The 22,303-nt window shown below is 62.5% G+C and carries 24 protein-coding genes; 13 read left to right on the top strand and 11 right to left on the bottom strand.

The features are described from left to right. Nucleotides 1-278 precede the first annotated feature (278 nt). The 12 genes from G3O01_RS36335 to G3O01_RS36280 all read left to right on the top strand — a co-directional run bounded on the left by G3O01_RS36335 (nucleotide 279) and on the right by G3O01_RS36280 (nucleotide 13,198). A complete protein-coding gene (locus G3O01_RS36335) occupies nucleotides 279-2,651 on the top strand; it encodes a bifunctional salicylyl-CoA 5-hydroxylase/oxidoreductase (RefSeq protein ID WP_205811837.1) in 2,373 nt (790 codons plus the stop codon). Beyond that, nucleotides 2,651-3,430 (top strand): SDR family NAD(P)-dependent oxidoreductase, encoded by a 780-nt coding sequence (locus G3O01_RS36330; RefSeq protein WP_205811836.1) that lies wholly within the window; start codon nucleotides 2,651-2,653, stop codon nucleotides 3,428-3,430. Before G3O01_RS36335 ends, G3O01_RS36330 begins: the two co-directional genes overlap by 1 nt. Beyond that, the gene (locus tag G3O01_RS36325; protein WP_205811835.1) at nucleotides 3,427-3,984 is read left to right on the top strand and encodes a MarR family transcriptional regulator; all 558 of its coding nucleotides are present in this window, start codon (nucleotides 3,427-3,429) and stop codon (nucleotides 3,982-3,984) included. The genes G3O01_RS36330 and G3O01_RS36325 overlap by 4 nt, the downstream gene beginning before the upstream one ends. A gap of 30 nt (nucleotides 3,985-4,014) precedes the next feature. Next, nucleotides 4,015-4,866, top strand: a complete 852-nt coding sequence (locus G3O01_RS36320; protein ID WP_205811834.1) for an enoyl-CoA hydratase family protein — start codon at nucleotides 4,015-4,017, stop codon at nucleotides 4,864-4,866. 2 nt (nucleotides 4,867-4,868) lie between these two features. Then, entirely contained in the window at nucleotides 4,869-6,044 is a 1,176-nt protein-coding gene (locus G3O01_RS36315; protein ID WP_205811833.1) for an acyl-CoA dehydrogenase family protein, read from the top strand. After that, nucleotides 6,041-6,484, top strand: a complete 444-nt coding sequence (locus G3O01_RS36310) for a thioesterase family protein (RefSeq protein ID WP_205811832.1) — start codon at nucleotides 6,041-6,043, stop codon at nucleotides 6,482-6,484. Before G3O01_RS36315 ends, G3O01_RS36310 begins: the two co-directional genes overlap by 4 nt. Continuing rightward, nucleotides 6,481-6,879: a RidA family protein gene (locus G3O01_RS36305; protein ID WP_205811831.1), complete on the top strand. Its 399-nt coding sequence runs from the start codon at nucleotides 6,481-6,483 to the stop codon at nucleotides 6,877-6,879. The genes G3O01_RS36310 and G3O01_RS36305 overlap by 4 nt, the downstream gene beginning before the upstream one ends. Before the next feature lie 55 nt (nucleotides 6,880-6,934). Continuing rightward, nucleotides 6,935-8,575, top strand: coding sequence for an AMP-binding protein (locus tag G3O01_RS36300; protein ID WP_205811866.1), 1,641 nt, complete (start codon nucleotides 6,935-6,937; stop codon nucleotides 8,573-8,575). Nucleotides 8,576-8,659: 84 nt separating this feature from the next. After that, on the top strand, nucleotides 8,660-9,883 hold the full coding sequence (locus G3O01_RS36295; RefSeq protein WP_205811830.1) for a dienelactone hydrolase family protein: 1,224 nt from the start codon (nucleotides 8,660-8,662) through the stop codon (nucleotides 9,881-9,883). Nucleotides 9,884-9,989: 106 nt separating this feature from the next. Then, nucleotides 9,990-10,661: a glutathione S-transferase gene (locus tag G3O01_RS36290; RefSeq protein ID WP_205811829.1), complete on the top strand. Its 672-nt coding sequence runs from the start codon at nucleotides 9,990-9,992 to the stop codon at nucleotides 10,659-10,661. A gap of 134 nt (nucleotides 10,662-10,795) precedes the next feature. Beyond that, entirely contained in the window at nucleotides 10,796-12,277 is a 1,482-nt protein-coding gene (locus tag G3O01_RS36285) for a DHA2 family efflux MFS transporter permease subunit (RefSeq protein WP_205811828.1), read from the top strand. Between the two features lie 75 nt (nucleotides 12,278-12,352). Continuing rightward, nucleotides 12,353-13,198: an AraC family transcriptional regulator gene (locus G3O01_RS36280; protein WP_205811827.1), complete on the top strand. Its 846-nt coding sequence runs from the start codon at nucleotides 12,353-12,355 to the stop codon at nucleotides 13,196-13,198. A 17-nt stretch (nucleotides 13,199-13,215) separates the two neighbouring features. Here G3O01_RS36280 and G3O01_RS36275 read toward each other — a convergent pair whose 3' ends face one another. From G3O01_RS36275 to G3O01_RS36265, 3 genes are all read right to left on the bottom strand, one after another. Further along, complete coding sequence (locus tag G3O01_RS36275) at nucleotides 13,216-13,800, bottom strand: flavin reductase family protein (RefSeq protein ID WP_205811826.1); 585 nt, start codon at nucleotides 13,798-13,800, stop codon at nucleotides 13,216-13,218. 138 nt (nucleotides 13,801-13,938) lie between these two features. Continuing rightward, the gene (locus G3O01_RS36270) at nucleotides 13,939-14,265 is read right to left on the bottom strand and encodes a hypothetical protein (protein WP_205811825.1); all 327 of its coding nucleotides are present in this window, start codon (nucleotides 14,263-14,265) and stop codon (nucleotides 13,939-13,941) included. Between the two features lie 248 nt (nucleotides 14,266-14,513). Next, nucleotides 14,514-15,728, bottom strand: coding sequence for a DUF2252 domain-containing protein (locus G3O01_RS36265; protein ID WP_205811824.1), 1,215 nt, complete (start codon nucleotides 15,726-15,728; stop codon nucleotides 14,514-14,516). Nucleotides 15,729-15,923: 195 nt separating this feature from the next. Between G3O01_RS36265 and G3O01_RS36260 the strand changes: the two genes are divergently transcribed. Further along, complete coding sequence (locus G3O01_RS36260; protein ID WP_205811823.1) at nucleotides 15,924-16,643, top strand: GNAT family protein; 720 nt, start codon at nucleotides 15,924-15,926, stop codon at nucleotides 16,641-16,643. Nucleotides 16,644-16,655: 12 nt separating this feature from the next. Here G3O01_RS36260 and G3O01_RS36255 read toward each other — a convergent pair whose 3' ends face one another. From G3O01_RS36255 to G3O01_RS36220, 8 genes are all read right to left on the bottom strand, one after another. Beyond that, a complete protein-coding gene (locus G3O01_RS36255) occupies nucleotides 16,656-17,000 on the bottom strand; it encodes a type II toxin-antitoxin system PemK/MazF family toxin (protein WP_205811822.1) in 345 nt (114 codons plus the stop codon). A gap of 8 nt (nucleotides 17,001-17,008) precedes the next feature. Next, nucleotides 17,009-17,281: an AbrB/MazE/SpoVT family DNA-binding domain-containing protein gene (locus tag G3O01_RS36250; RefSeq protein ID WP_205811821.1), complete on the bottom strand. Its 273-nt coding sequence runs from the start codon at nucleotides 17,279-17,281 to the stop codon at nucleotides 17,009-17,011. 254 nt (nucleotides 17,282-17,535) lie between these two features. Next, complete coding sequence (locus G3O01_RS36245) at nucleotides 17,536-18,060, bottom strand: GNAT family N-acetyltransferase (protein WP_205811820.1); 525 nt, start codon at nucleotides 18,058-18,060, stop codon at nucleotides 17,536-17,538. Between the two features lie 106 nt (nucleotides 18,061-18,166). Then, complete coding sequence (locus tag G3O01_RS36240) at nucleotides 18,167-18,643, bottom strand: VOC family protein (protein WP_205811819.1); 477 nt, start codon at nucleotides 18,641-18,643, stop codon at nucleotides 18,167-18,169. Between the two features lie 65 nt (nucleotides 18,644-18,708). Further along, entirely contained in the window at nucleotides 18,709-19,194 is a 486-nt protein-coding gene (locus G3O01_RS36235; protein WP_205811818.1) for a VOC family protein, read from the bottom strand. A gap of 148 nt (nucleotides 19,195-19,342) precedes the next feature. Beyond that, nucleotides 19,343-19,576 carry a YXWGXW repeat-containing protein gene (locus tag G3O01_RS36230; RefSeq protein WP_205811817.1) on the bottom strand — a complete coding sequence of 78 codons (234 nt, stop codon included), beginning with the start codon at nucleotides 19,574-19,576 and terminating at the stop codon, nucleotides 19,343-19,345. A 60-nt stretch (nucleotides 19,577-19,636) separates the two neighbouring features. After that, nucleotides 19,637-20,797, bottom strand: a complete 1,161-nt coding sequence (locus tag G3O01_RS36225) for a DUF1501 domain-containing protein (RefSeq protein WP_205811816.1) — start codon at nucleotides 20,795-20,797, stop codon at nucleotides 19,637-19,639. Nucleotides 20,798-20,799: 2 nt separating this feature from the next. Continuing rightward, complete coding sequence (locus G3O01_RS36220; RefSeq protein WP_205811815.1) at nucleotides 20,800-22,290, bottom strand: DUF1800 domain-containing protein; 1,491 nt, start codon at nucleotides 22,288-22,290, stop codon at nucleotides 20,800-20,802. Nucleotides 22,291-22,303 lie beyond the last annotated feature (13 nt).

The following is a 22,303-nucleotide window of genomic DNA, read 5'->3' as shown; positions in this document are numbered from 1 at the left end:
GCGCACCATGTCTAAAACTCATGCGCGCGCGGCCGGGGAGATCGTGTCTTTCAGGAAGGCAGGCGACGTTCAACGTCCGCTACATACGCTTTGGGCGTGGTGTGTGCGCCGTGGTAACCGCATGCCTCTGCAATTCGTCGTTCGTTACAGATAGCGTAATCGACGCGTCGGGCATTTCAAGCGAATGAGGATCGACCTGTGTGTTTAATCGGGATTTACTTGACATCTAAACTATCAAAACCTAAAGTAAATCCGAACACACGCGATGGGGAACCAGCATGCGCATCGTTTGCATCGGCGGCGGCCCGGCCGGGCTGTATTTCGGGTTGTTGATGAAGCGTCGCCATCCGGCGCATGAAGTGATCGTCGTCGAGCGCAACCGGCCGTACGACACCTTTGGCTGGGGCGTCGTATTCTCCGATCAGACACTCGGCAACCTGCGCGCCGCCGACGAAAAAAGCGCCGACATGATCCTCGGCGCGTTCAATCACTGGGACGACATCGAGATCAACTTTCGCGGCGCGAAAGTGCGTTCGTCGGGCCACGGCTTTTGCGGCATCGGCCGCAAGCGGCTGCTGAACATCCTGCAGGCGCGCTGCGAAGAACTCGGCGTGAAGCTCGTGTTCGAAACCCAGGTCACGAACGACGACGACTACGACGCAGATCTCATCATCGCCAGCGACGGCCTGAACAGCGCAATCCGCCAGAAGTACGCCGCCACCTATCAGCCCGACGTCGACATGCGCGATTGCCGCTTCGTGTGGCTCGGCACGAACAAGCTCTTCGACGCCTTCACATTCGCATTCGAAAAGACCGAATGGGGCTGGTTTCAGGCGCACGCATACCGCTTCGACGATCAGACATCGACATTCATTGTCGAAACGCCGGAACGCGTGTGGCGCGCCGCCGGACTCGACGAAATGAGCAAGGAGGACAGCATTGCGTTCTGCGAGCGGCTGTTCGCGAAGTACCTCGACGGCCATCCGTTGATGTCGAACGCCAGCCATCTGCGCGGCTCGTCGCAATGGATCCGCTTTCCGCGCGTCGTCAATCGCGAATGGGTGCACTGGAAAACTCAAGCGAATGGCAAGCGCGGGCCCGTCGTGCTGATGGGCGACGCCGCGCACACCGCGCACTTTTCGATCGGCTCCGGCACGAAGCTCGCGCTCGAAGACGCAATCGAGCTTGCCAACAGCATCGACGCGCATCCACATGATCTTTCCGCCGCGCTCGCGCACTACACCGAAGTGCGCAGCGTCGACGTGCTGCGCATCCAGAACGCGGCGCGCAATTCCACGGAATGGTTCGAGCATGTCGATCGGTACGCGTCGTTCGAGCCCGAGCAGTTCGCGTATTCGCTGCTCACGCGCTCGCAACGCATTTCGCACGAGAACCTGCGTGAGCGCGATGCGGGTTATCTGTCTTCGTTCGAAGACTGGCTCGCGGCAGGAGCAGGCGTCGAACGCGGACCGGAAAAGCATTCCGTGCCGCCTATGTTCACGCCGTTCAAATTGCGCGGCGTGACGTTGAAGAACCGCGTGGTCGTGTCGCCGATGGCGCAGTATTCCGCGGTCGACGGTATCGCGGGCGACTACCATCTGATGCATCTCGGTGCACGCGCGATGGGCGGCGCTGCGCTCGTGATGACGGAAATGACCTGCGTGTCGCCCGAAGCGCGCATCACGCCCGGATGTCCCGGCATGTATGCACCCGAGCATCTCGCTGCGTGGCGCCGCATCGTGCAGTTCGTGCACACACAGTCCGACGCGAAGATCGGCATGCAGCTTGGTCATGCGGGCGCCAAGGCATCGACGCGCGTGAGTTGGGATGGTATCGATCAACCTTTACCCGATAACAACTGGCCGTTAGTGTCGGCATCGCCGCAGCAATATCTGCGCGGCGTGAGCCAGTGGTCGCGCGAAGCGATACATGAAGAACTGCGCGAAATCGAAGCACAATTCGTACGTGCTACGGAAATGGCCGCGGATGCGGGCTTCGACTGGCTCGAATTGCACTGCGCGCACGGCTATTTTCTGTCCAGCTTCCTCTCGCCTTTGACCAATCACCGTACCGACGAATACGGCGGTTCGCTCGCCAACCGTCTGCGCTATCCGCTCGAAGTGTTCGCCGCAATGCGCAAAGTGTGGCCGCAAGACAAGCCGATGTCGGTGCGCATCTCCGCGCACGACTGGGTCGACGGCGGCACGACGCCGGACGATGCCGTCGAGATCGCGCGCGCGTTCAAGGCGGCGGGTGCCGACATGATCGACGTGTCGTCGGGTCAGGTCAGCAAGGAAGAAAAGCCCGTGTTCGGCCGCATGTTCCAGACGCCGTTCGCGGATCGCATCCGCAATGAGGCAGGCATCGCGACCATTGCGGTCGGTGCCATTTCCGAAGCGGATCACGTGAACAGCATCATCGCGGCCGGTCGCGCGGACCTGTGCGCGGTTGCGCGTCCGCATCTGGCGAATCCATCGTGGACGTTGAACGAGGCCGCGAAAATCGGCTACTTCGATGTGAACTGGCCGAAGCAGTACACGGCCGCCAAGTCGCAACTCGAACGCAATTACGAACGCGAGCGCGCGATGGCCGCCGACAACGCGCGTCTGTCGCCGCAAGAACGCGCGCAACGCGCGGAAGGAACCGTTTGATGAACAGCAGCCTCGCGGGAAAACATGCCGTCGTGACAGGCGGCGGCAGCGGCATCGGCGCAGCGACGGCGCAAGCGCTCGTCAAGGCGGGCGCGCGCGTCACGCTGATGGGACGCGACGCGCAACGTCTCGCCGCACAGCGCGAAACATTGAGCGCGCATGGCGGGATTGCAGCATGTATCAGCGTCGACGTGTGCGACGAAAGCGCTGTAAACAAGGCCTTTTCAGAAGCGGCGTCGATCGCAGGCGCTGTCGATGTACTCGTCAACAACGCGGGACAGGCGCAAGCCGCACCGTTCGTGAATACCGACATCGCACTGTGGAAGCGCATGCTCGACGTCAATCTGACGGGCGTGTTTCTGTGCACGCGCGCCGTGTTGCCGCCGATGCTCGAACGCAATCATGGTCGCATTATCAACGTTGCGAGCACGGCCGGACAGATCGGCTATGCGTACGTCGCCGCGTATTGCGCGGCGAAACATGGCGTGATCGGACTCACGCGTTCGCTCGCGCTCGAAGTTGCAACGAAAGGCATCACCGTGAACGCGGTGTGCCCTGGCTACACCGAAACCGAATTACTGCAAGCGTCGCTCGATCAGATCACCGCGAAGACTTCGCGCAGCGAGCAGGAAGCACGCGACATTCTCGTGCGCAACAACCCGCAGCGCCGTTTCGTCGCGCCCGACGAAGTCGCGAACGCGGTGCTGTGGTTATGCATGCCCGGTTCCGAATCCATCACAGGTCAATCGATTTCCGTTTCAGGCGGAGAAGTCACATGAGCAACACAGCAAAGAAGAAACCCTCCGAAGCCGCTGAAGCGAAACCGGCGCGCAAAGGCATCGCCAAACCTGCGGAGAATGTCGTGGACATGGAAATGAGCACGGGCGCGGACAGCCACATGGGCTTGCGCCTGTGGCTGCGCATGCTGACGACGACCAACCTCGTGCAAGCCGAGTTGCGCAAGCGTCTGCGCAACGAATTCGATACGACGCTGCCGCGTTTCGATCTGATGGCGCAGCTCGAGCGCCATCCCGAAGGCCTGAAGATGACGGAGCTGTCGCGCCGTCTGATGGTGACGGGCGGCAACGTCACCGGCATTACCGATCAACTGGAAAACGAAGGGCTCGTCACGCGCGACACCGATCCGAACGACCGCCGTTCGACCAGCGTGCGCCTCACGCCCGAAGGCCGCGCGCTGTTCGACAGGATGGCGATCGCGCACGAGCAATGGGTCGTCGAAATGTTCGGCGGCCTCGATCTCGATGAGAAGTCGCGCACGCATCAGAAGCTGGGCAAGCTCAAGCAGCATCTGCTGAACACGATCAAAAGCTGACGCGCGACATCCGCCATGGAGGAGACAACAATGACCCGTTCTGCCGCCGAAGCCCTGCTGGCCGGCAATCGCACGACGCTCGCCACGTATGAGGCGAAACACTTCGGCTGGTCCGTCAACGCCGGTGTCGCAACGATCATGCTGAACCGGCCCGAGCGCAAGAATCCGCTGACGTTCGAATCGTATGCCGAGTTGCGCGACCTGTTCCGGCAACTCGCATATGCAACCGATGTGAAGGTCGTCGTGATGCACGGCGCGGGAGAAAACTTCTGTTCGGGCGGAGATGTGCACGACATCATCGCGCCGCTGATCGATCTGCCGATGCCGGAACTGCTGCTCTTCACGCGCATGACGGGCGATCTCGTCAAGGCGATGCGGCATTGTCCGCAGTCCATTATCGCGGCTGTCGATGGCGTTTGTGCTGGCGCGGGCGCGATTCTGGCGATGGCGTCGGACATGCGTCTCGGCACCGCGCGCAGCAAGCTCGCGTTTCTGTTCACGCGCGTGGGCCTTGCCGGTTGCGATATGGGCGCGTGCTCGATCTTACCGCGCATCATCGGACAAGGACGCGCAGCAGAATTGCTCTACACGGGGCGTTCGGCAAGCGGCGACGAAGGCTACGCTTGGGGCTTCTACAACCGCTTGTGCGCGCCCGAATCGTTGCTCGACGAAGCATCGAAACTCGCTGCCGATCTCGCCGCCGGCCCCACATTCGCGCATGGCGTCACGAAGAAGATGCTGCATCAGGAATGGAGCATGAGCATCGACGAAGCCATCGAATCGGAGGCGCAAGCGCAGGCCATTTGCATGACGACCCGTGACTTCGAGCGCGCGTATCGTGCGTTTGCTGCGAAGTCGCGCCCTGTGTTCGAAGGAGACTGATCGTGAATCACGACGATCCGCACTGCGCGCTGGCGTGGCCATTCTTCGAAGCACGTCATCGCGCGTTGGCAGAGGGCATCGAAACATGGGCCGCACGACATCTCGCGCATGTGCAACATGACGATGTCGATGCAACGTGTCGCCAACTGGTGCGCGCGTTGGGCGAAGCGGGCTGGCTGAAGTATGGCGTCGGTGGCACGCAGTATGGCGGGCACGGCGACACGATCGATACGCGCGCCGTTTGCCTGCTGCGCGAAACGCTCGCAAAACACGACGGCCTCGCGGATTTCGCACTCGCGATGCAAGGCCTCGGCTCCGGCGCGATCACGCTTGCGGGCACGCACGAACAGAAGACGCGTTATTTGCCGCGTGTTGCGAGGGGCGAAGCGTTGGCCGCATTTGCGCTGTCCGAACCCGAAGCCGGCTCCGACGTGGCCGCGATGGCGTTGCAGGCGCGCGAGGACGGCGACAACTACGTGCTCGACGGCGACAAGACGTGGATTTCGAACGGCGGCATCGCGGACTTCTACGTCGTGTTCGCCAGAACAGGTGAAGCGCCCGGCTCACGCGGCATCAGCGCGTTTATTGTCGATGCCGATACGCCGGGCTTGCAGATTGCCGAACGTATCGACGTGATCGCACCGCATCCGCTCGCGCGCCTGCATTTTTCCAGCGCACGTGTGCCGCGCAGCCAGATGCTCGGTGCACCCGGCGAAGGCTTCAAGATCGCGATGCGCACACTCGATATCTTCCGCACGTCGGTCGCGGCGGCATCATTGGGTTTTGCACGACGCGCGATGCAGGAAGGACTGAATCGCGCCGCGTCGCGCAAGATGTTCGGCCAGACGCTCGGCGATTTCCAGTTGACGCAGGCAAAACTCGCGCAGATGGCGCTGACCATCGACAGCAGCGCGCTGCTCGTCTATCGCGCTGCATGGCTGCGCGATCAGGGCGAAAGCGTCACGCGCGAGGCCGCGATGGCGAAGTGGCACGCGAGCGAAGGCGCGCAACAGGTGATCGACGCTGCCGTGCAACTGTGGGGCGGCATGGGCGTGCAAAGCGGCACGACGGTCGAAAGGCTGTATCGCGAGATCCGCGCGCTGCGGATCTATGAAGGTGCGACGGAAGTGCAACAGTTGATCGTCGGGCGCGATCTGCTGAAGGAGCACGCGCAATGACCGCCACCTTCGACATGCCGATGCGCATCCGCTTCGCGCACTGCGATCCCGCGGGCATCGTCTACTTTCCGCAGTATCTGGTGATGACGAACATGCTCGTCGAAGAATGGTTCAACGAGCGTCTTGCCATCGACTACGCGCACATGATCCAGACGCGCCGCGTCGGACTGCCTATCGTGAAGCTCGTTTGCGAGTTCTCGCGGCCCAGCCGCATGGGCGAAACGATCACGCTGTCGCTCGGCGTCACGCGCATCGGGCGACGCTCGATCGGCATCGACATCGTCGCGCATTGCAACGACGAAGTGCGTTTTCGTGCAACGCAGGTGCTCGTGACGACATCGCTCGAAAGCGGTCAGTCGATCGACATTCCGGACGATATCGCCGCCGCGCTCGCCACATTCGCGCCGCACGCCGCGCAAACCGAGGAGCAACGCTCATGAAGAAACGATCGCTACTGCCCGCAGGCTGGGTCAAGCCGAAGGGCTATGCAAATGGCGTCGCGGCGAGCGGCACGCAGGTGTTCATCGCCGGACAGATCGGCTGGAACGAAGAAGCGCGCATGACGAGCGACCGCTTCGCCGAGCAGGCCACACAGGCGCTGCGCAACGTGCTCGCCGTGCTGCGCGAAGCGGGCGGGCGGCCCGAACATCTCGTGCGAATGACGTGGTACGTAACGGACAAGCGCGAGTACCTCGCATCGCTGAAAGAGATTGGCCAGGCATTTCGTGAACTGATCGGCGATTACGACATCGCGATGAGCGCCGTGCAGGTTGTCGCGCTCATCGAGGACGACGCCAAGGTTGAGATTGAAGCAACAGCTGTGATTACAGACTAGACACACAGACCGAACCATTTCGCACACCACGCACGTATGGCAGGGGAGTTTCATGATGGAACCGTCAGCTCACGTCGATACTTTCGCGCGCGATCACTTGCCGCCGCAGGATCAATGGCCGGTGTTCCTGCTCGACAATCCGGACGTCGCCTACCCGGCGCGTTTCAACTGCGCGACTGAACTGCTCGATCGTGCTGTCGAAAGCGGTCATCGTGACCGGCCTGCGGTGTGGTCCGATATCGACGGCAAGCCGCACGCGACCACGTATGGCGAACTGCTCGCGATGGTCAATCGCAGCGCGCATGTGCTGATCGATGAAATGGGTTTGCAGCCTGGCAATCGCGTGCTGCTGCGCGGGCCGAATACATTGCAGATGGCGGTCGCGTTTCTCGCGGCATTGAAGGCGGGGCTCGTCGTCGTGCCGACCATGCCGCTGCTGCGCGCAAAGGAACTCAAGCAGATCATCGACAAGGCGCAAATCGGCGCGGCCTTGTGCGACACACGGTTGATGGAAGAACTCGCGCGCTGTTCGACGCAAGGCGACGAGTACTTCTGCGAAGGCCTGAAACAGACGCTGATCTTTCACGACGAAGACGCAGCGGGTTCGCTCGAAACCCTCGCGGCATCCAAACCCGCTGAATTCAAGGCCTGCGATACCGCCGCCGACGATGTCTGCCTGATCGCTTTCACCAGCGGCACCACGGGCGCGCCCAAAGGCTGCATGCATTTTCATCGCGACGTGCTCGCGATGTGCGACCTGTTCCCGCGCCATGTTCTCAAGCCCACTGCCGACGATATCTTTTGCGGCACGCCGCCGCTCGCATTCACATTCGGCCTGGGCGGGTTGCTGTGCTTTCCGTTGCGCGCGGGCGCGTCGACGGTGCTGATCGAGAAGCAGACGCCTGAAACGCTGCTGCAAAACGTCGAGCGCTTTCATGCGACGGTGATGTTCACCGCGCCGACGTTCTATCGGCAGATGGCGCCGTTGGTTCCGCGCTTCGACATTGCATCGCTGAAGAAGACCGTGTCTGCCGGTGAAGCACTACCGGATTCGACACGCGCGCTATGGCGTGCGGCTAGTGGCATCGAGATGATCGACGGCATCGGCGGCACGGAGATGATTCATATCTTCATCTCGTCGGCGGGACATGAGGTGCGACCGCATGCGATCGGCAAGGCCGTTCCTGGCTATGCGATTCAAGCCGTGGACGACGATATGCGCCCCGTTCCGCCAGGCACGCTCGGCAAGCTTGCTGTGCGCGGGCCGACAGGCTGCCGCTATCTCGCCGATGAACGTCAGTTGAAGTTCGTGCGCGACGGCTGGAATCTGCCCGGCGACTCCGTTTATATCGACGAAGATGGCTACGTGTTCTATCAGGCACGCGCCGACGACATGATCGTTTCGGCGGGCTACAACATCTCCGGACCGGAAGTCGAAAGCGTATTGATGCAGCACAAGGCCGTTGCCGAGTGCGGCGTGATCGGCGTACCCGACGAAACGCGTGGCCAGATCGTGAAGGCTTTCGTCGTGCTCAATACGGGCTACAGCGCGGACGAGAAACTGGTCGCAGAGTTGCAGGAATTCGTGAAGAATACCGTTGCGCCGTACAAGTATCCGCGCGTCGTTGCCTTTATCGACGCGCTGCCTCGCACGGAAACGGGCAAGCTCAAACGTTTCGCCTTGCGTGCGATGTAGCGCCACACGCTTCATTCGATCGTGGTGGACGATAAAAGCGGCGACGCGCGCAGTCCCGTCTTCCCACAATCGAGGAGCAATTTGATGGCCGGTTCCTTTATCGAAGTCGCCGCTCGCGATGGCGGCCGTTTCAACGCATACATGGCGCGTCCCGCGCAAGGCTCCGGTCCGGGCCTCGTATTGCTGCAAGAAATCTTCGGCATCAACGACTATCTGAAGCAGACGGCCGACCGCTACGCCGAAGAAGGCTATGTCGTGCTCGTGCCCGATCTGTTCTGGCGCATGCAGCCGAATGTCGTGCTCGGTTACGACGGCGACGACATGACGCGTGCGCTCGACTTCCACGCAAAGTTCGATATCGATCTCGGCGTGCAGGATATCGCCGCGACGTTCGATGCCTTGCGCGCATTGCCTGAACAGCAAGGCAAGATCGGCACGATCGGCTATTGCCTTGGCGGCAAGCTCGCATTGCTTGCGGCTGCGCGAACGGACGTGGATTGCGCGGTGAGCTATTACGGCGTCGGCCTCGAAGCGTATCTGGACGAAGTAAAGAACATCCGCTGCCCGATGGTTTTCCACTTCGCCGAAAACGACGCGTACTGCCCGGCACCTGTTCGCGAGCAGATCGCTCAAGCATTTCGCGCGCATGGCAACATCGAGCAGTACGTGTATGCGGGTTGCGATCACGCGTTCGCATCGTCGTCACGCCCGCAGTACGACAAGCCCGCTGCGATGATGGCGTATTCGCGCACGCTATCGCTGCTGCGCAAGGTGCTTGGTCCGATCTACGATCTGAACACATTGTGGGAACAGCACTGCTATTTCGAGTTCGCCACGCGCGACGTCGAAGCCGTGATGCCGACGATGGTCGCGCAACCCTACGTCAACCACGTTCCGACCATGACAGGCGGTGTCGGCTATGACAATCTCAAGCGCTTCTATACGAATCACTTCGTCAATTCGAATCCGCCGGACACGAAGCTGATCCCGATTTCGCGGACCATCGGCTCCGATCGCATCGTCGATGAATTCATCTTTGCTTGCACGCATAGCTGCGAGATCGACTGGCTGCTGCCGGGCGTCGCGCCGACGGGCAAGTACTTCGAGGTGCCGATGCTGGCGGTTGTCTGCTTCCGCGGCGACAAGCTGTATAACGAGCATATCTATTGGGATCAGGCTTCCGTGCTCGTGCAGGTAGGCTTGCTCGATCCGAAGGGCTTGCCTGTCGCGGGCATCGAGAGCGCACGCAAGTTGCTCGACGAGAAGTTGCCGTCGAACGAATTGATGGGCAAAAAGTGGTCTGCATGATGGTTGCTCGCGCAACGTAACGAATAGAGGCCGCCCTCTCGCGCGGCCTCGTATGATGTCCGCTCCGCCGACGTCCGGCCTCACAGCGCGTTTTCGCCGCCCGCTCATGCTCATCGTCCATCACCTGAACAACTCCCGCTCGCAGCGCGTGCTGTGGCTGCTCGAAGAACTCGGCGTGCCGTACGAGATCAAGCGTTATCAGCGCGATCCGAAGACGATGCTCGCGCCGCCCGAACTGCGCGCCGTGCATCCGCTCGGCAAATCGCCCGTCATCACGGATGCCGATGTGACGGTTGCCGAATCCGGCGCGATCATCGAGTATCTGCTCGAACGCTACGGGCAAGGGCGCTTCGAGCCCGCTGCGGGTACGCCCGAGCGACGGAAATTCCGATACTGGATGCACTACGCGGAAGGCTCGGCGATGCCGCCGCTGTTGCTGAAACTGGTCGCGATGCGTATCGGCAGCGCGCCGATGCCGTTCTTCGCGAAGCCTATTGCAAAGAAAATCGCGTCGACGTTGCAATCGGGTTTCGTTGATCCGCAAATCGCGCTGCATATGGGCTATATCGAAGATTCGCTGCGCGAAACTGGCTGGTTTGCAGGCAACGCGTTCACAGCCGCCGATATCCAGATGAGCTTTCCGCTCGAAGCCGCAACCGCGCGCGGCAACCGCGATGCGAAATATCCGTCCATCGCGCGCTTTCTCGACACGATTCATGCCCGGCCCGCGTATCAGCGCGCGCTCGAACGCGGCGGCAAGTACGAACTATTGAGCTGAGCGCCGTCGATTTTTCCGCCCTTCGATCGTCGTATCCATAAGTGCGGTGCGCGGGCAGCGGTTTTCCGGTTGCGGTCAGGCGCGAACGCTGGCTAGACTGAAAGCGCATCGACAGCCATGGAGGAATCGCGCGCATGACGCATAACATCGAAGGCAATAAACGCTGGCTTGCACTGATCGTGCTATGCATGGGCGTGCTGATGATCGTGCTCGATACGACGATCGTCAACGTCGCACTGCCGTCCATCGCGGCTGACCTGGGTTTTTCGGAAACCGCGCTGGTGTGGGTTGTCAACGCTTACATGCTGACCTTCGGCGGCTTTTTGCTGCTCGGCGGAAGGCTCGGCGACCTGTACGGGCATCGCAAGCTGTTTCTCGCCGGGATTACGCTGTTCACGCTCGCGTCGCTCGCGTGCGGGCTCGCGAACTCGCAGGTCATGCTGGTCTGCGCGCGCGCCATTCAAGGATTGGGCGGTGCGGTCGTATCGGCCGTTTCGCTGTCGTTGATCATGAATCTGTTCACCGAAGAAGGCGAGCGCGCCAAAGCGATGGGCGTGTATGGATTCGTGTGCGCGGGCGGAGGCAGCATCGGCGTGTTGCTCGGCGGGCTGTTGACCAATCTGCTGAGCTGGCACTGGATCTTTCTCGTCAATTTGCCTATCGGCATTGCCGTGTATGTAGCGTGCCTGGCGCTGCTGCCGGCAGGCCGTGGACACGCGCATGGCGAGCGGCTCGACGTCGCCGGTGCGACGACTGTCACGGCGTCGTTGATGCTCGCTGTCTATGCGATCGTCAACGGCAACGAGGCGGGCTGGCTGTCCGCGCAAACCATCGGACTGATCGTCGTCGCGCTCGTGCTGCTCGGCGCGTTCCTTGTCATCGAAGCACGCGTCGCGCATCCGCTGATGCCGCTCAAACTGTTCACGCTGCGCAACGTCGCGACGGCCAACGTGGTCGGCGTGTTGTGGGCGGCTGCGATGTTCGCGTGGTTCTTCATCTCCGCGCTGTATCTGCAACGCGTGCTCGGCTACGCACCGCTTCAGGTCGGCCTCGCGTTCTTGCCCGCCAACCTGATCATGGGCTTTTTCTCGCTCGGATTGTCCGCGCGGATGGTGATGCGCTTCGGCATCCGTAAGCCGCTCGCGGTTGGCCTGTTTCTCGCGGCGCTCGGCTTGCTGCTGTTCGCGCGTGCGCCCGTCGACGGACACTTCGTCGCCGATGTGCTGCCCGGCATGGTGTTGCTCGGCATCGGCGCGGGCGTCGCGTTCAATCCGATGCTGCTCGCTGCGATGAGCGATGTCGACCCGTCGGATTCGGGCCTTGCGTCGGGCATCGTCAACACGGCATTCATGATGGGCGGCGCATTGGGGCTCGCGGTGCTGGCGAGCCTCGCGGCCGCGCGGTCGGCGAGCGGCGGTGCGCAACTCGCCGATACGCCCGCTGCGCTCGCTAGCGGTTATCACGTTGCGTTTCTGTTCGGCGCGATCTTTGCGGCGCTGGCCGCAGCAGTTGGCGGCGCATTGTTGCGGCCCGGCTCGCAAGCTACGCAGCGCGAGCGCGAGCGCGAGCGCGACGACGACGATGCGTTGAAGCAGTCGATGGAGCAATCGCCATGAGCAGGACCGCAAGCGCGATCAAATGAGCCAATGCTTCGCTCGATATGCTGGGTTCATGCCGAAACGAGAGTCCGTATGAACCCAGTTGGAAACCCTGCCGGCAAGGCGTTGTGGTTTATCGAAAGCCACTTTCACGACGAATTGTCGCTCGACGATATCGCCAGTTGCGGTTGCGTGTCGCGCTTTCATCTGTCGCGCGCATTCGAAGCCGCGACAGGTTACGCGGTGATGCGCTACGTGCGTGCGCGCCGCCTGACGGAAGCGGCGCGGCTTCTGTCACGCGGCGCGCCCGATATTCTCGCCGTCGCTGTCGATGCAGGATACGGCTCTCACGAGGCATTCACGCGCGCGTTTCGCGAGCAGTTCGGGCTCACGCCCGACGCGTTGCGCGCGCAAGGTCATCTCGACAACATCGCACTCGTGGAGCCGATCAAAATGGATGAATCTCTTCTCACCAATCTCGAGCCGCCGCGTTTCGTCGACGGTGAGCCGTTGCTCGTCGCCGGATCGAGCGAGCGCTACAACTGCGAAAGCAGCTCGGCCATTCCCGCGCAATGGCAGCGCTTCAACACGATCTTCGGCAAGGTGCCCGGACAGGTCGGCAACGTCGCCTACGGCGTCTGCTACAACGCCGACGATTCAGGCAATTTCGACTACCTATGCGGCGTGGAAGTCGCCGACTTCTCGGCCTTGCCAGACGGACTGAGCCGCGTGCGCATCGGTGCGCAGCGCTATGCGGTGTTCACGCATCGCGAGCATATTTCGACGATCCGCCGCACGTGCAACACGATCTGGAACAAGTGGCTGCCCGAGTCCGGCCACACGCCCGCCGATGCGCCGAACTTCGAGCGCTACAGCGAGCAGTTCAATCCCGTTACAGGCATGGGCGGCGTCGAAATCTGGGTGCCGCTGCAGGCTTGAGCACGCGTTGCGTCGGTTCAGCGCTTGTCGTTGAGCGGCGCAGCTTCCACTTCAAACGTGTCGCCGGTTTCGAAGAACGTGCCGCCTGCGACGTAATGACAGGTGCGCATGTCGTGGTCGTCGCCGAAATGCCAGCGGTTCTCCGAATAGACGCGGCTGTCCGCGTAGCACGCGACCACTTCGGCGAGGATCAGATCGTGCCGCTGCGCGTCGTCGGGAATCACCTTGCATTCGAACCAGGCGACGCAGCCTTCCAGCATCGGCACGTCGATTTTTTCGGCGGGAAACGTCTTGAGTTCGAGCGCGGCGAATTTGTCGATTTCGACACCCGCGTTCGAACCAACCGCGAGCGTGTGGCGGGCGAAGCCGCGTGTGGGCAATTGCAGGCCGAACACGCCGCTTGCTTCGACGAGTTGGCGCGTCAATGTCTTCGCGTCGATCACGACGACGAGTTTGGGTGGCACGAAGTCCAGCGGCATCGCCCATGAAGCCGCCATCACGTTCGAGCGCCCGTCGTGCGCGCTCGTGACCAGCGTGACGGGACCATGGTTCAGAAGGCGCGTGGCGCGCGACAGATCGACGGGTTGCCGGAATGATTGCATGTGAGACCTTCGCGATATCGATCGCTGCATTCTAGCGAAGGCTGGTGAAACGCGAAGATTGCGTGCCGCGACGCAAACACGCTGCACAAAAAAACGGCGGCGCCGATGCGCCGCCCGCAGATCCGCATGGATAGGAATTCAGTGCGTCGTCGGCGGTTTGCCGTGCGTGGCGTCGAGCGGTTTGTGCGCTTCACCGTTCGCGCCCGGGAAGAAGGCGTTCCATGCAGCGCGTACGCCCTCGGCCGCGGTGGCTTCGGCGTCGATGGTTTCCGGTTCGTCCACGCGGGCGGGATCTTCGCTCAGTCCGCGCCAGTGGGTGAACACGAGGAGCGGCTTTTCGGTCCATCCGCCTTCGATGAATTTGGCAAATGCCGTGTCTCCGCTCACCAGCTGGACTTCGTACCACCCGTCTCTCACGGGCGCATAGTCGTCCAGCGGGAACCATGCGGTCGCTTCGATTTCCATAGTGCCGTCTCCTGTCGTGGAAGTGACTCGTTCACAGGCATTGTTCATGCCTCACGGGCGACGCGCCCGTTCACGGCGTCGGGTATTGGCGTGGTTCAGGACTTGCAGAGCGAATGAAGCCCGAAAACACGACGCACTTTTGACCACGACGCCAACGTCAGATTTACACATCTGGGGCGTCGCCGTAAAGCCCGTCAACATATTCGGATCTTTCGAACGTTTGCTGGCGCACGTTCGACTCCGGATCCTCACGCCTTCGTTTTCAGCTTGAAAGCGCCGCGATCGAATGCTTCGCTGTACGCTTTCCAGTCGCTCGTGACCTGCGCTTCGCATTGCGTCGCGAGTTCGATCAAGGGCAATTGCCATTTGGTGTCTTCGCCGAAGGCGATCAGATCGTCGGCGATGGCGGATTTTTGCCGGCCGCTGCTGCGAAAGTGCGCCCACGCGATCAGTTCGGCCATATTGCGCACGACGGATTCCAGCCTCGGCAGCTTGCCGTTCCAGTTTTCAAGCGCGACACGGTCTTCGGACGGCTGCAGGCCGCGCAGCACGAACGGGCGCTTTTCGAAGTCGACGGCATGCAGGAAAGCTTGCGACACGACCTGGTTGCGCCGCTGGATTTCGACGACGCGCGCGGCCTCGCTGCTCCACTTCGGCTGCGGCGTGTCGACATTCGGCGCGGTGGCGGACGGCAAAGCCAGCTTCATGTCGAGCAGATAGTTGCCGTCGGGCGAACCCTTGCCTTCGACGAGAATCACATAGCGCTCGACGCCCAGACTGCCCGTGCCCGCGATTCGGCGCGCGACGTCGAGAATCTCGAAGAACTGCGGATTCGGCTCGTGCTTCGCGAAGTCATTCATGAAGGCAGTGACTTTCGCGCGGGTGTCGTCGTTGACGGGCAGCGCCTTCTTGCCGTCGACGCGCAGCGTGCGCTTTTTTCCCTTCAGATCGGTGCGCCGGTTCAGATGATCGGCACGCGAGCGTTGATGCAGCGCCGCGAACAGTTCGCCGACCATGCCTTCCGCCGTCTCCTCTTCGATCCAGCGTGCCTTGCCGAAGCGCAGCGCGGCGGCGTAGGCATCGACGGCCGTGTGGCACAGCGCGAGCGCCTCGGCGCGGCTCAGCTTGAGGTCGTCGGCCGCGACCAGCACGCTCGTCAGCAGACGGATCATCTCGTACAGGCATGGCGCGAGACAGGCCTCGTCGAAGTCGTTGATGTCGAAGTAAATGAGCCGGTTGTCGCCTTTGTAACTGCCGAAATTTTCCAGATGCATGTCGCCGCAGATCCACGCATGTGGCGAGCCGTCCAGCACCTTGCCTTTGGACAGACGCTTGTAGAACAGATGACACGTTCCGCGCAGGAATACGAACGGCGACGTGCGCATGCGCGCGTATTTCATCGCGAGTCGTTCGGGGTCCCGGCCCGCATTGAACCGGGCGATTTCATCGGCGACGTCGAGCATGCGAACCTCTCAAGGATGGGGAGCGATCAGGATCATTCTGTATCGACAGCCTTTCAGTTCCAAACGTTCGCTATCGATGCGCCAACGACGCTGGCTCCATCGAATAGCAGGCGCCTGGTTCTTACTGCTGCACTGCGTTTGCCGTATCGTGGCCGCTTGGCATACTTCAAACAGCACGAGCGACGGGAGAATCACGTGGTGCAACGAGTCAACGAATACGGCCAGGCGATCGGCGAACCCATGCCGCAGTGGCAACCCGCCAGGGCGCCGGGCGATCAACCCATGACCGGCCGCTACTGCCGGCTGGAACGGGTGAACGTGGAGCGCCACGCGGACGAGCTGTATGAGGCGTACAGCGCCGCGGCCGATGGCCGCGACTGGACGTACCTGTCCGTCGGCCCGTTCGCAACGCGCGATGCGTATCGCGACTTCCTCGCGTCGTGCGCTGCCTCGCCTGATCCGCTGCACCACACCGTTGTCGATCTGGCGACGGGCAAGGCCGTCGGCACGCTCTCGCTGATGCGCATCGACAAGGCGAACGGCGTGATCGAAGTCGGTTTCGTCGTGTTCTCGCAGCGGCTGCAGAAAACGCGCATGGCGACCGAAAGCATTTTCCTGCTGATGCAACGCGTGTTCGACGAGCTTGGCTACCGGCGTTTCGAATGGAAATGCGATTCGCTGAACGCGCCGTCGCGCGCGGCGGCGGCCCGCTTCGGCTTCACGTTCGAAGGCATCTTCCGCCAGGCCGTGACGTACAAGGGCCGAAATCGCGACACCGCGTGGTTCTCGATCATCGATAGCGAATGGCCGGCGCTGCGCGCGGGCTTCACGCAATGGCTCGATGAAGGAAATTTCGATGCGCAAGGCAAGCAGCGGAAGACGTTGCAGGCGTGCATCGGCGCGCAGCGCGCTTGACGCGCCGAGCGCTTACATCATCAGGAATGCTTTCAAACTGCGGCGGATCGCATCCAGTTCTGGCTGGGCGATCCGCTCTTCTCTGAATTCGCCTTGCCGCGCAACCCAGTCGAGCGTCGTGATCTGGTCGATCAGCGCGACGCACGGTTTGGGTAACGTAGACACGGGAATTTCCGTGGCCAGCCCGCGAATCCTGGTCGTGCATGGCACGGCGACGATGCGATTTGTCGGGCCGTTGTGCGCTTCGTGAGAGAGCACGATCACGGGCCGGGGATACCTGCCGCCCTGCTCGTGCCCAACCACGGGCTCAAGCCTGATCCACATTACATCGCCGATCTCGGGAACGCCGTTTTTCATGTTGCTCCTTACCAGTCGTCCTGGCCGGTTGGGTCGGCGAGTTCCGAACCCACTGCCGCGCCACGATCGATGGTCGGATGCACGTCTTCCGGACGCGCCGCGAGTTGCTCGCGATACTCGTCCCAATTGAACGTCCTGATGGCCGGCGTCGCGACGAGCGCACCGTCTGCCACCACCATGTCGACTTCCTGATCTTCGCGCAGGTGAAGTTCGTCAGCCAGGCTTGCCGGAATACGCACCGCAAGACTGTTGCCCCACCGCTTGATTGTCTGAATAGCCATAGCCCCACCTTCGCTCGAAAGATCCAGATACACGATTGCCTCCTTGAAGCTCTGCAAGAGAGCAGAAGCGCCGCGTATCTACGATGTAGATACCTTGATGCTACGCGGCGCGGGTTGATGTGTCAACGCTGTATCTACGTGCGATTGGGTGGTTCAAATGACCGATGCATTCGCGTGACAAATGTCGCATCGGCGGGGGTCTCGGACAATTCGGCCGGAAGATATAGGACGGGCAGGAAAAGACTGAAAACCGCTCAGACCGACCGGAGAAACACCCCGGTCGCGTGCCCCTTATACGTCGCCTGCCGCTCCTCGACGTAGCCGCACTTCGCCGCGACGCGGCGCGACGCCACGTTGTCGGGCGCGATGATGCAGACGGTGTCGCCGTGCGGCCACTTCGCATCGGCCCATGCGAGCGCGCCGCGCACGGCTTGCGTCGCGTAGCCGATGCCGTGCATCGCCGGCATCAGCGCCCAGCCGATTTCGGGCGCGCCTAGCGGCGGCTCGATTTCGCGCTGATAGTCCGCGAAACCGATCTCGCCGACAAAGCGGCCGCTGCTTTTCTCGCGGATCACCCAATAGCCGTAACCGAGCATGGCCCAATGCCCGGCATAACGCAGCAGGCGCGACCAGACTTCCTCACGACTAAAAGGCTTGCCGCCGATAAACCGCGTGACAGTCTCATCGGACCACAACGCGTAGCTTTCCTCGAAATCCTCGAGGACATGCGGACGCAAGATCAGACGATCGGTTTCGAACTCACAGGCGGAAAGATTCATCGCGCATATCCGGCACAAGACCGGCGAAGAGGAAAGCGCAGATGATCGCAGATGCGCGCGCCGCGCCCAACCCGCTTCAAACGAGCGCGCGCAAAACCCGGCAACATCACTCCCCGTTGAAAGCCGCTTCGAGCACTTTCAGGTCTAGCTTCACCATTTGCATCATTGCGCGCATCGCGCGTTGTACCTTGACCTGATCCTTGTCGGTGAGGAACTTCATCATCGCGGTCGGCACGATCTGCCAGGACAGGCCAAAGCGGTCCGTGAGCCAGCCGCATTGCACGGGCTTGCCGCCGCCTTCGAGCAGTTTGTCCCAATACGTGTCCACTTCCTCTTGCGTTTCGCATTTAACGAACATCGAGATCGCCGGAGAAAACGTGTACTGCGGACCGCCGTTCAGCGCGACGTATTCGCGGCCTTCCAGGTGAAACGTAATGGTCAGCACTTCGCCCGCCTTACCCGGCACGGCATCGCCGTAATGCGTGATGTCGCCGATGCTCGAATTCGGGAAAATGCCCGTGTAGAACCGGACGGCTTCCTCCGCATTGCCGTCGAACCACAGGCATGTCGTAATCTTGTCCATCCCATCTCCTTGGCATTCTGGCGCGCGGCAGCGCGGGCTTCGCAGCCGCGCGCCGACGGCAGCCGTTATTGACGGCCTTGCGCCATCTGTTCCATGGCGGACTTCATTTCTTCGGGCGTGACGTCGCGCTTGTGCGTCGCGACGGACCAGCGGTGGCCGAACGGATCTTCGACCTGGCCGTAACGGTCGCCCCAGAACATATCGGTGGCGGGCATGATCACCTTCGCGCCCGCTGCCGCCGCTTGCGCGATGGTGGCGTCGGCGTCGTTGACGTAGAGATGCAGCACGATGGGCGTGCCCTTCAATGCCTTCGGCCCGTACGACGCGCCATTGCCGCAATCGGGCATTTCATCGACGAGCATCAGCGTCGAATCGCCGATTTTCAGCGACGCGTGCATGATCTTGCCGCCGGGGCCGGGCAGGCGCACCTGCTCGACTGCATTGAATGCTTTCTTGTAGAAATCGATTGCTTCGGCCGCGCCCGCGACGATGATGTGCGGTGTCAACGTGTGCATCCCTTCGGGGATGGGCTTGACGGCTGGCGTGGACATGATCGTGTCTCCTGATGTGAAGAGGTCCATGAGTGACGAAGTTTCGCCCGATCAGCGAGTCTTCATCACTATGACGAGTAAGCCATCTTCAGATCGACACGCGCAACCGATTATTTTTTCGAGCCGGATCAGACGCGCTTCGGTCGGCTCAAACTGCCCGCCAGTGGCCCGGTACCCATTGCCAGTGATTGGCCTCCCACCGGTAGTGACCCTTCACCCACCGGTATCCAGGCGCAGGCGGCGCACCGATCACTTCGGCAACGGGCGCCGGTTGCGGCGGCCGTCCTGGCTCGACGACATAGCAGGCGGACAGCGTGGACGCGCAAAGCGCGCCCGCGAGCAACGTGCGAAGTTTCGTCAATTGCAGATTGCATACGATCATTTGAAGTTCTCTCCCTGTTGGCTTCAGCTTGTTAGTTGAATCTGAACCGGCCCGCGCGGCCTACGCGCGAATCAGCCCTGTCATCGGCGGCGCATTGCCCGCCTGTGCGAACAGCGTGCGCGACGTGCGATGCGGATCGAGCCCGAGGCTTTCGCTCGCGACGCCCGTAATCAGCGCATCGAGCGAAGCCGTCGGCTTGAGGTCGCGCGCCTGATACAGATCGCTTTGCCGCAAGCCCGGCCAGTCGGCGACCACGCGCCCACCCGCCACCGCGCCGCCAATCACCATCGCCGCGGATGCCGTGCCGTGGTCCGTGCCGCCCGTGCCGTTCGCCGCCGCCGTGCGTCCGAACTCGGTTGCAACCAGCACCGTCGTCTTGCTCCACGCCGGGCCGAGCCCGTCGCGCAACGCGGCCAGCATCGTGTCGAGTGCCTTGAGCTGCGCGGCGAGGCGCGGCATCTGCGCGCTATGCGTGTCCCAGCCACCCGTCTCGATCATCGCGATGCGCGGCCCGTCGTCGCGCGAAAGAAAACCGGCCGCGAGCTTGCCGAGACTCGCCGGGTCCTGGCGCGCGCCCGCGTCGCCCGCGAGACCGCGCGCCGCCATCGCCGATTCCCATAGCGGACGTAACTGCGCGTCCTGCTCGTAGAGTTGCGAGACGCGCGCGAGCAGATCGTCAGGCGCCTGAGGCAAACCAGAAGGCGCATACGAAGCCACATTCGCGGACCCGCGCAACGCCATCGGCACGGTCGGTGCAAACGCGATCGCGTTCTCGTGCGTGGTGGACGCTGCGCCCGGCATCATGCCGACCAGCCGATTGAGCCAGCCGTCCTTCACCTGATACGCCGACGTCCCGCCCGTCTCGAGCACGTTCTGTCCGTCGAAATGCGAGCGGTCGCGATACGGCGACGCGATGGCATGCACGAACAGCGCCTCGCGCTGCGCATACATCTGCCCGATCTGCACGAGCGACGGATGCAGCGCGAACGTACCGTCGAGTTTCGTGGCGGCCGATGTATCGACAGCAAGCGCGCCGCGCAACGTCGCATAAGCAGGGTCTGCGTACGGCACGACGATGTTCAGGCCGTCGGCGGCGCCGCGCTGGATCACGAATATGAAACGGCGGTCGGTCGCGGCGCGCGCGAACACCATCTGCGGCGCAACGAGCATCGCGCCCGCGCCGGCAGCGGCGACGCGCATGAAGGTGCGGCGAGTGAGCATGGTCATCTCCGTTGGAAATCGGGCGACACGAGCAGCAGCGCGAGCGCCGTCGATGCGCTTTCGGCACGCGACACGGCAAGCTGCGTCGGCTCGCTCAGCGAGCCTGCCGTCAATGTCTGACCGAGCGAGCGCGCATCGAGCCGGTCGCCGACGCGCGCCGCGAAGCGCTGCGCGATCTCGACGCGCCGCACGAGCGCATCGGGCGCGGCCCAGCTTGCGGCGATATCGTCGTAACCGGCGGGCGAGCCCGGCCGCCACACCTGCTGGCCGAGTTGCGTGAGCACGGGCGCCATCTGCACGGCGTTGCCCGCGTTGCCGGTCAGCTCGCGCATGCCGAGGCCGCGCATCGACGAAATGGTCCACTCCCACGGCGACTTGAACTTCACGGCGACGGACGACCAGGCGGCATCGCTGTCGATCAGCGCGCGATACACCGTCGGCAGATCGCCGCGGCTGCGCATGAACGCCGTGGCCAGTTGATCGACGACGTCGGGCGGCGGATTGTCCGCGACGAAGTGGCGCGCGAGCTTGGTGGCGATATGCGTCGCCGTCGCGGGCGAAGTCGACAGATCGTGCAGCACGGCCAGCGTTTGCCCTTCGCCCGGCTGGTCGTAGCGGCGGCCCATGATGGTCCGGGTGCCGGGCTCATGCACCTGTGGACGGAACACGAACGCGCCCGGCGGCGCATTGTTGGGCTGCGGACCTTGCCCCGCCGCAATACTCCAGCCCGTCATCGCGCGCGCAAATTCGGTCACGTCTTCCTGCGTGTAGCCGCTGCGCACGCCGAGCGTGTGCAGTTCCATGATTTCGCGGGCGAGATTTTCGTTGAGACCCGGCTTGCGGTTCGGATTGCGCTGCGCGGCGCGCATCGCGGCGATGCTGTCGGGACCGACCGAGCGCGTCTGGTCGAGAAAAAGCTGCATCGCGGGATGACGTTCGACGGCGACCAGCATGTCTTCGAAGCGGCCGAGCACATGCGGGCGGATCGCTTCCGCTTCGAACGCACCGGCGAACGGCGCGACAGGGCCTTTATCGATCGACACCGCGAAGTGATTCGACCAGAAGTGCACGAGCCGCTCGACGAACGGCGCGGGGCTCGTCAGTGCACTTGCGACACGAGCGTTCACTGCTGAGCGATAGGTGTCGCGCGATTCCATGCGCACCGCCTTGTTCGCGGCCTGGCGGGCGGCTTTGCGGGCGTCGTCGGGATTGCTGCTCGCCGCCGGGGTTGAGGCCGGATTCGACGCAGAGTTAGTGGCATTCGCCATTGCCTGCTGGCGTTCGTCAGCGAGTTCGGCGGCAATGGCGAGCGTCGACGGCTGTGCAGCCCATGCCGCGGGCATCGGCTGATACGCGTCGAACTGTGCGACAAGCCAATGCTTCGGATTTGCCGGCGGCGCTTCGTCGGAGCGTGCACCGAGCCCGAAACGATTCAGCGCGATCGCGGCCGCGCTCAACGGCGGCGCCGTCATTGCAGCGGGTGAATTGGCCATGGTCGCTCCTGTC

This window comes from Burkholderia sp. Ac-20365, assembly GCF_017104715.1.
Taxonomy (GTDB): Bacteria; Pseudomonadota; Gammaproteobacteria; order Burkholderiales; family Burkholderiaceae; genus Paraburkholderia.
The sequence above is the reverse complement of the archived record's forward strand: the minus strand, read 5'-3'. Positions and strand labels throughout refer to the sequence as shown.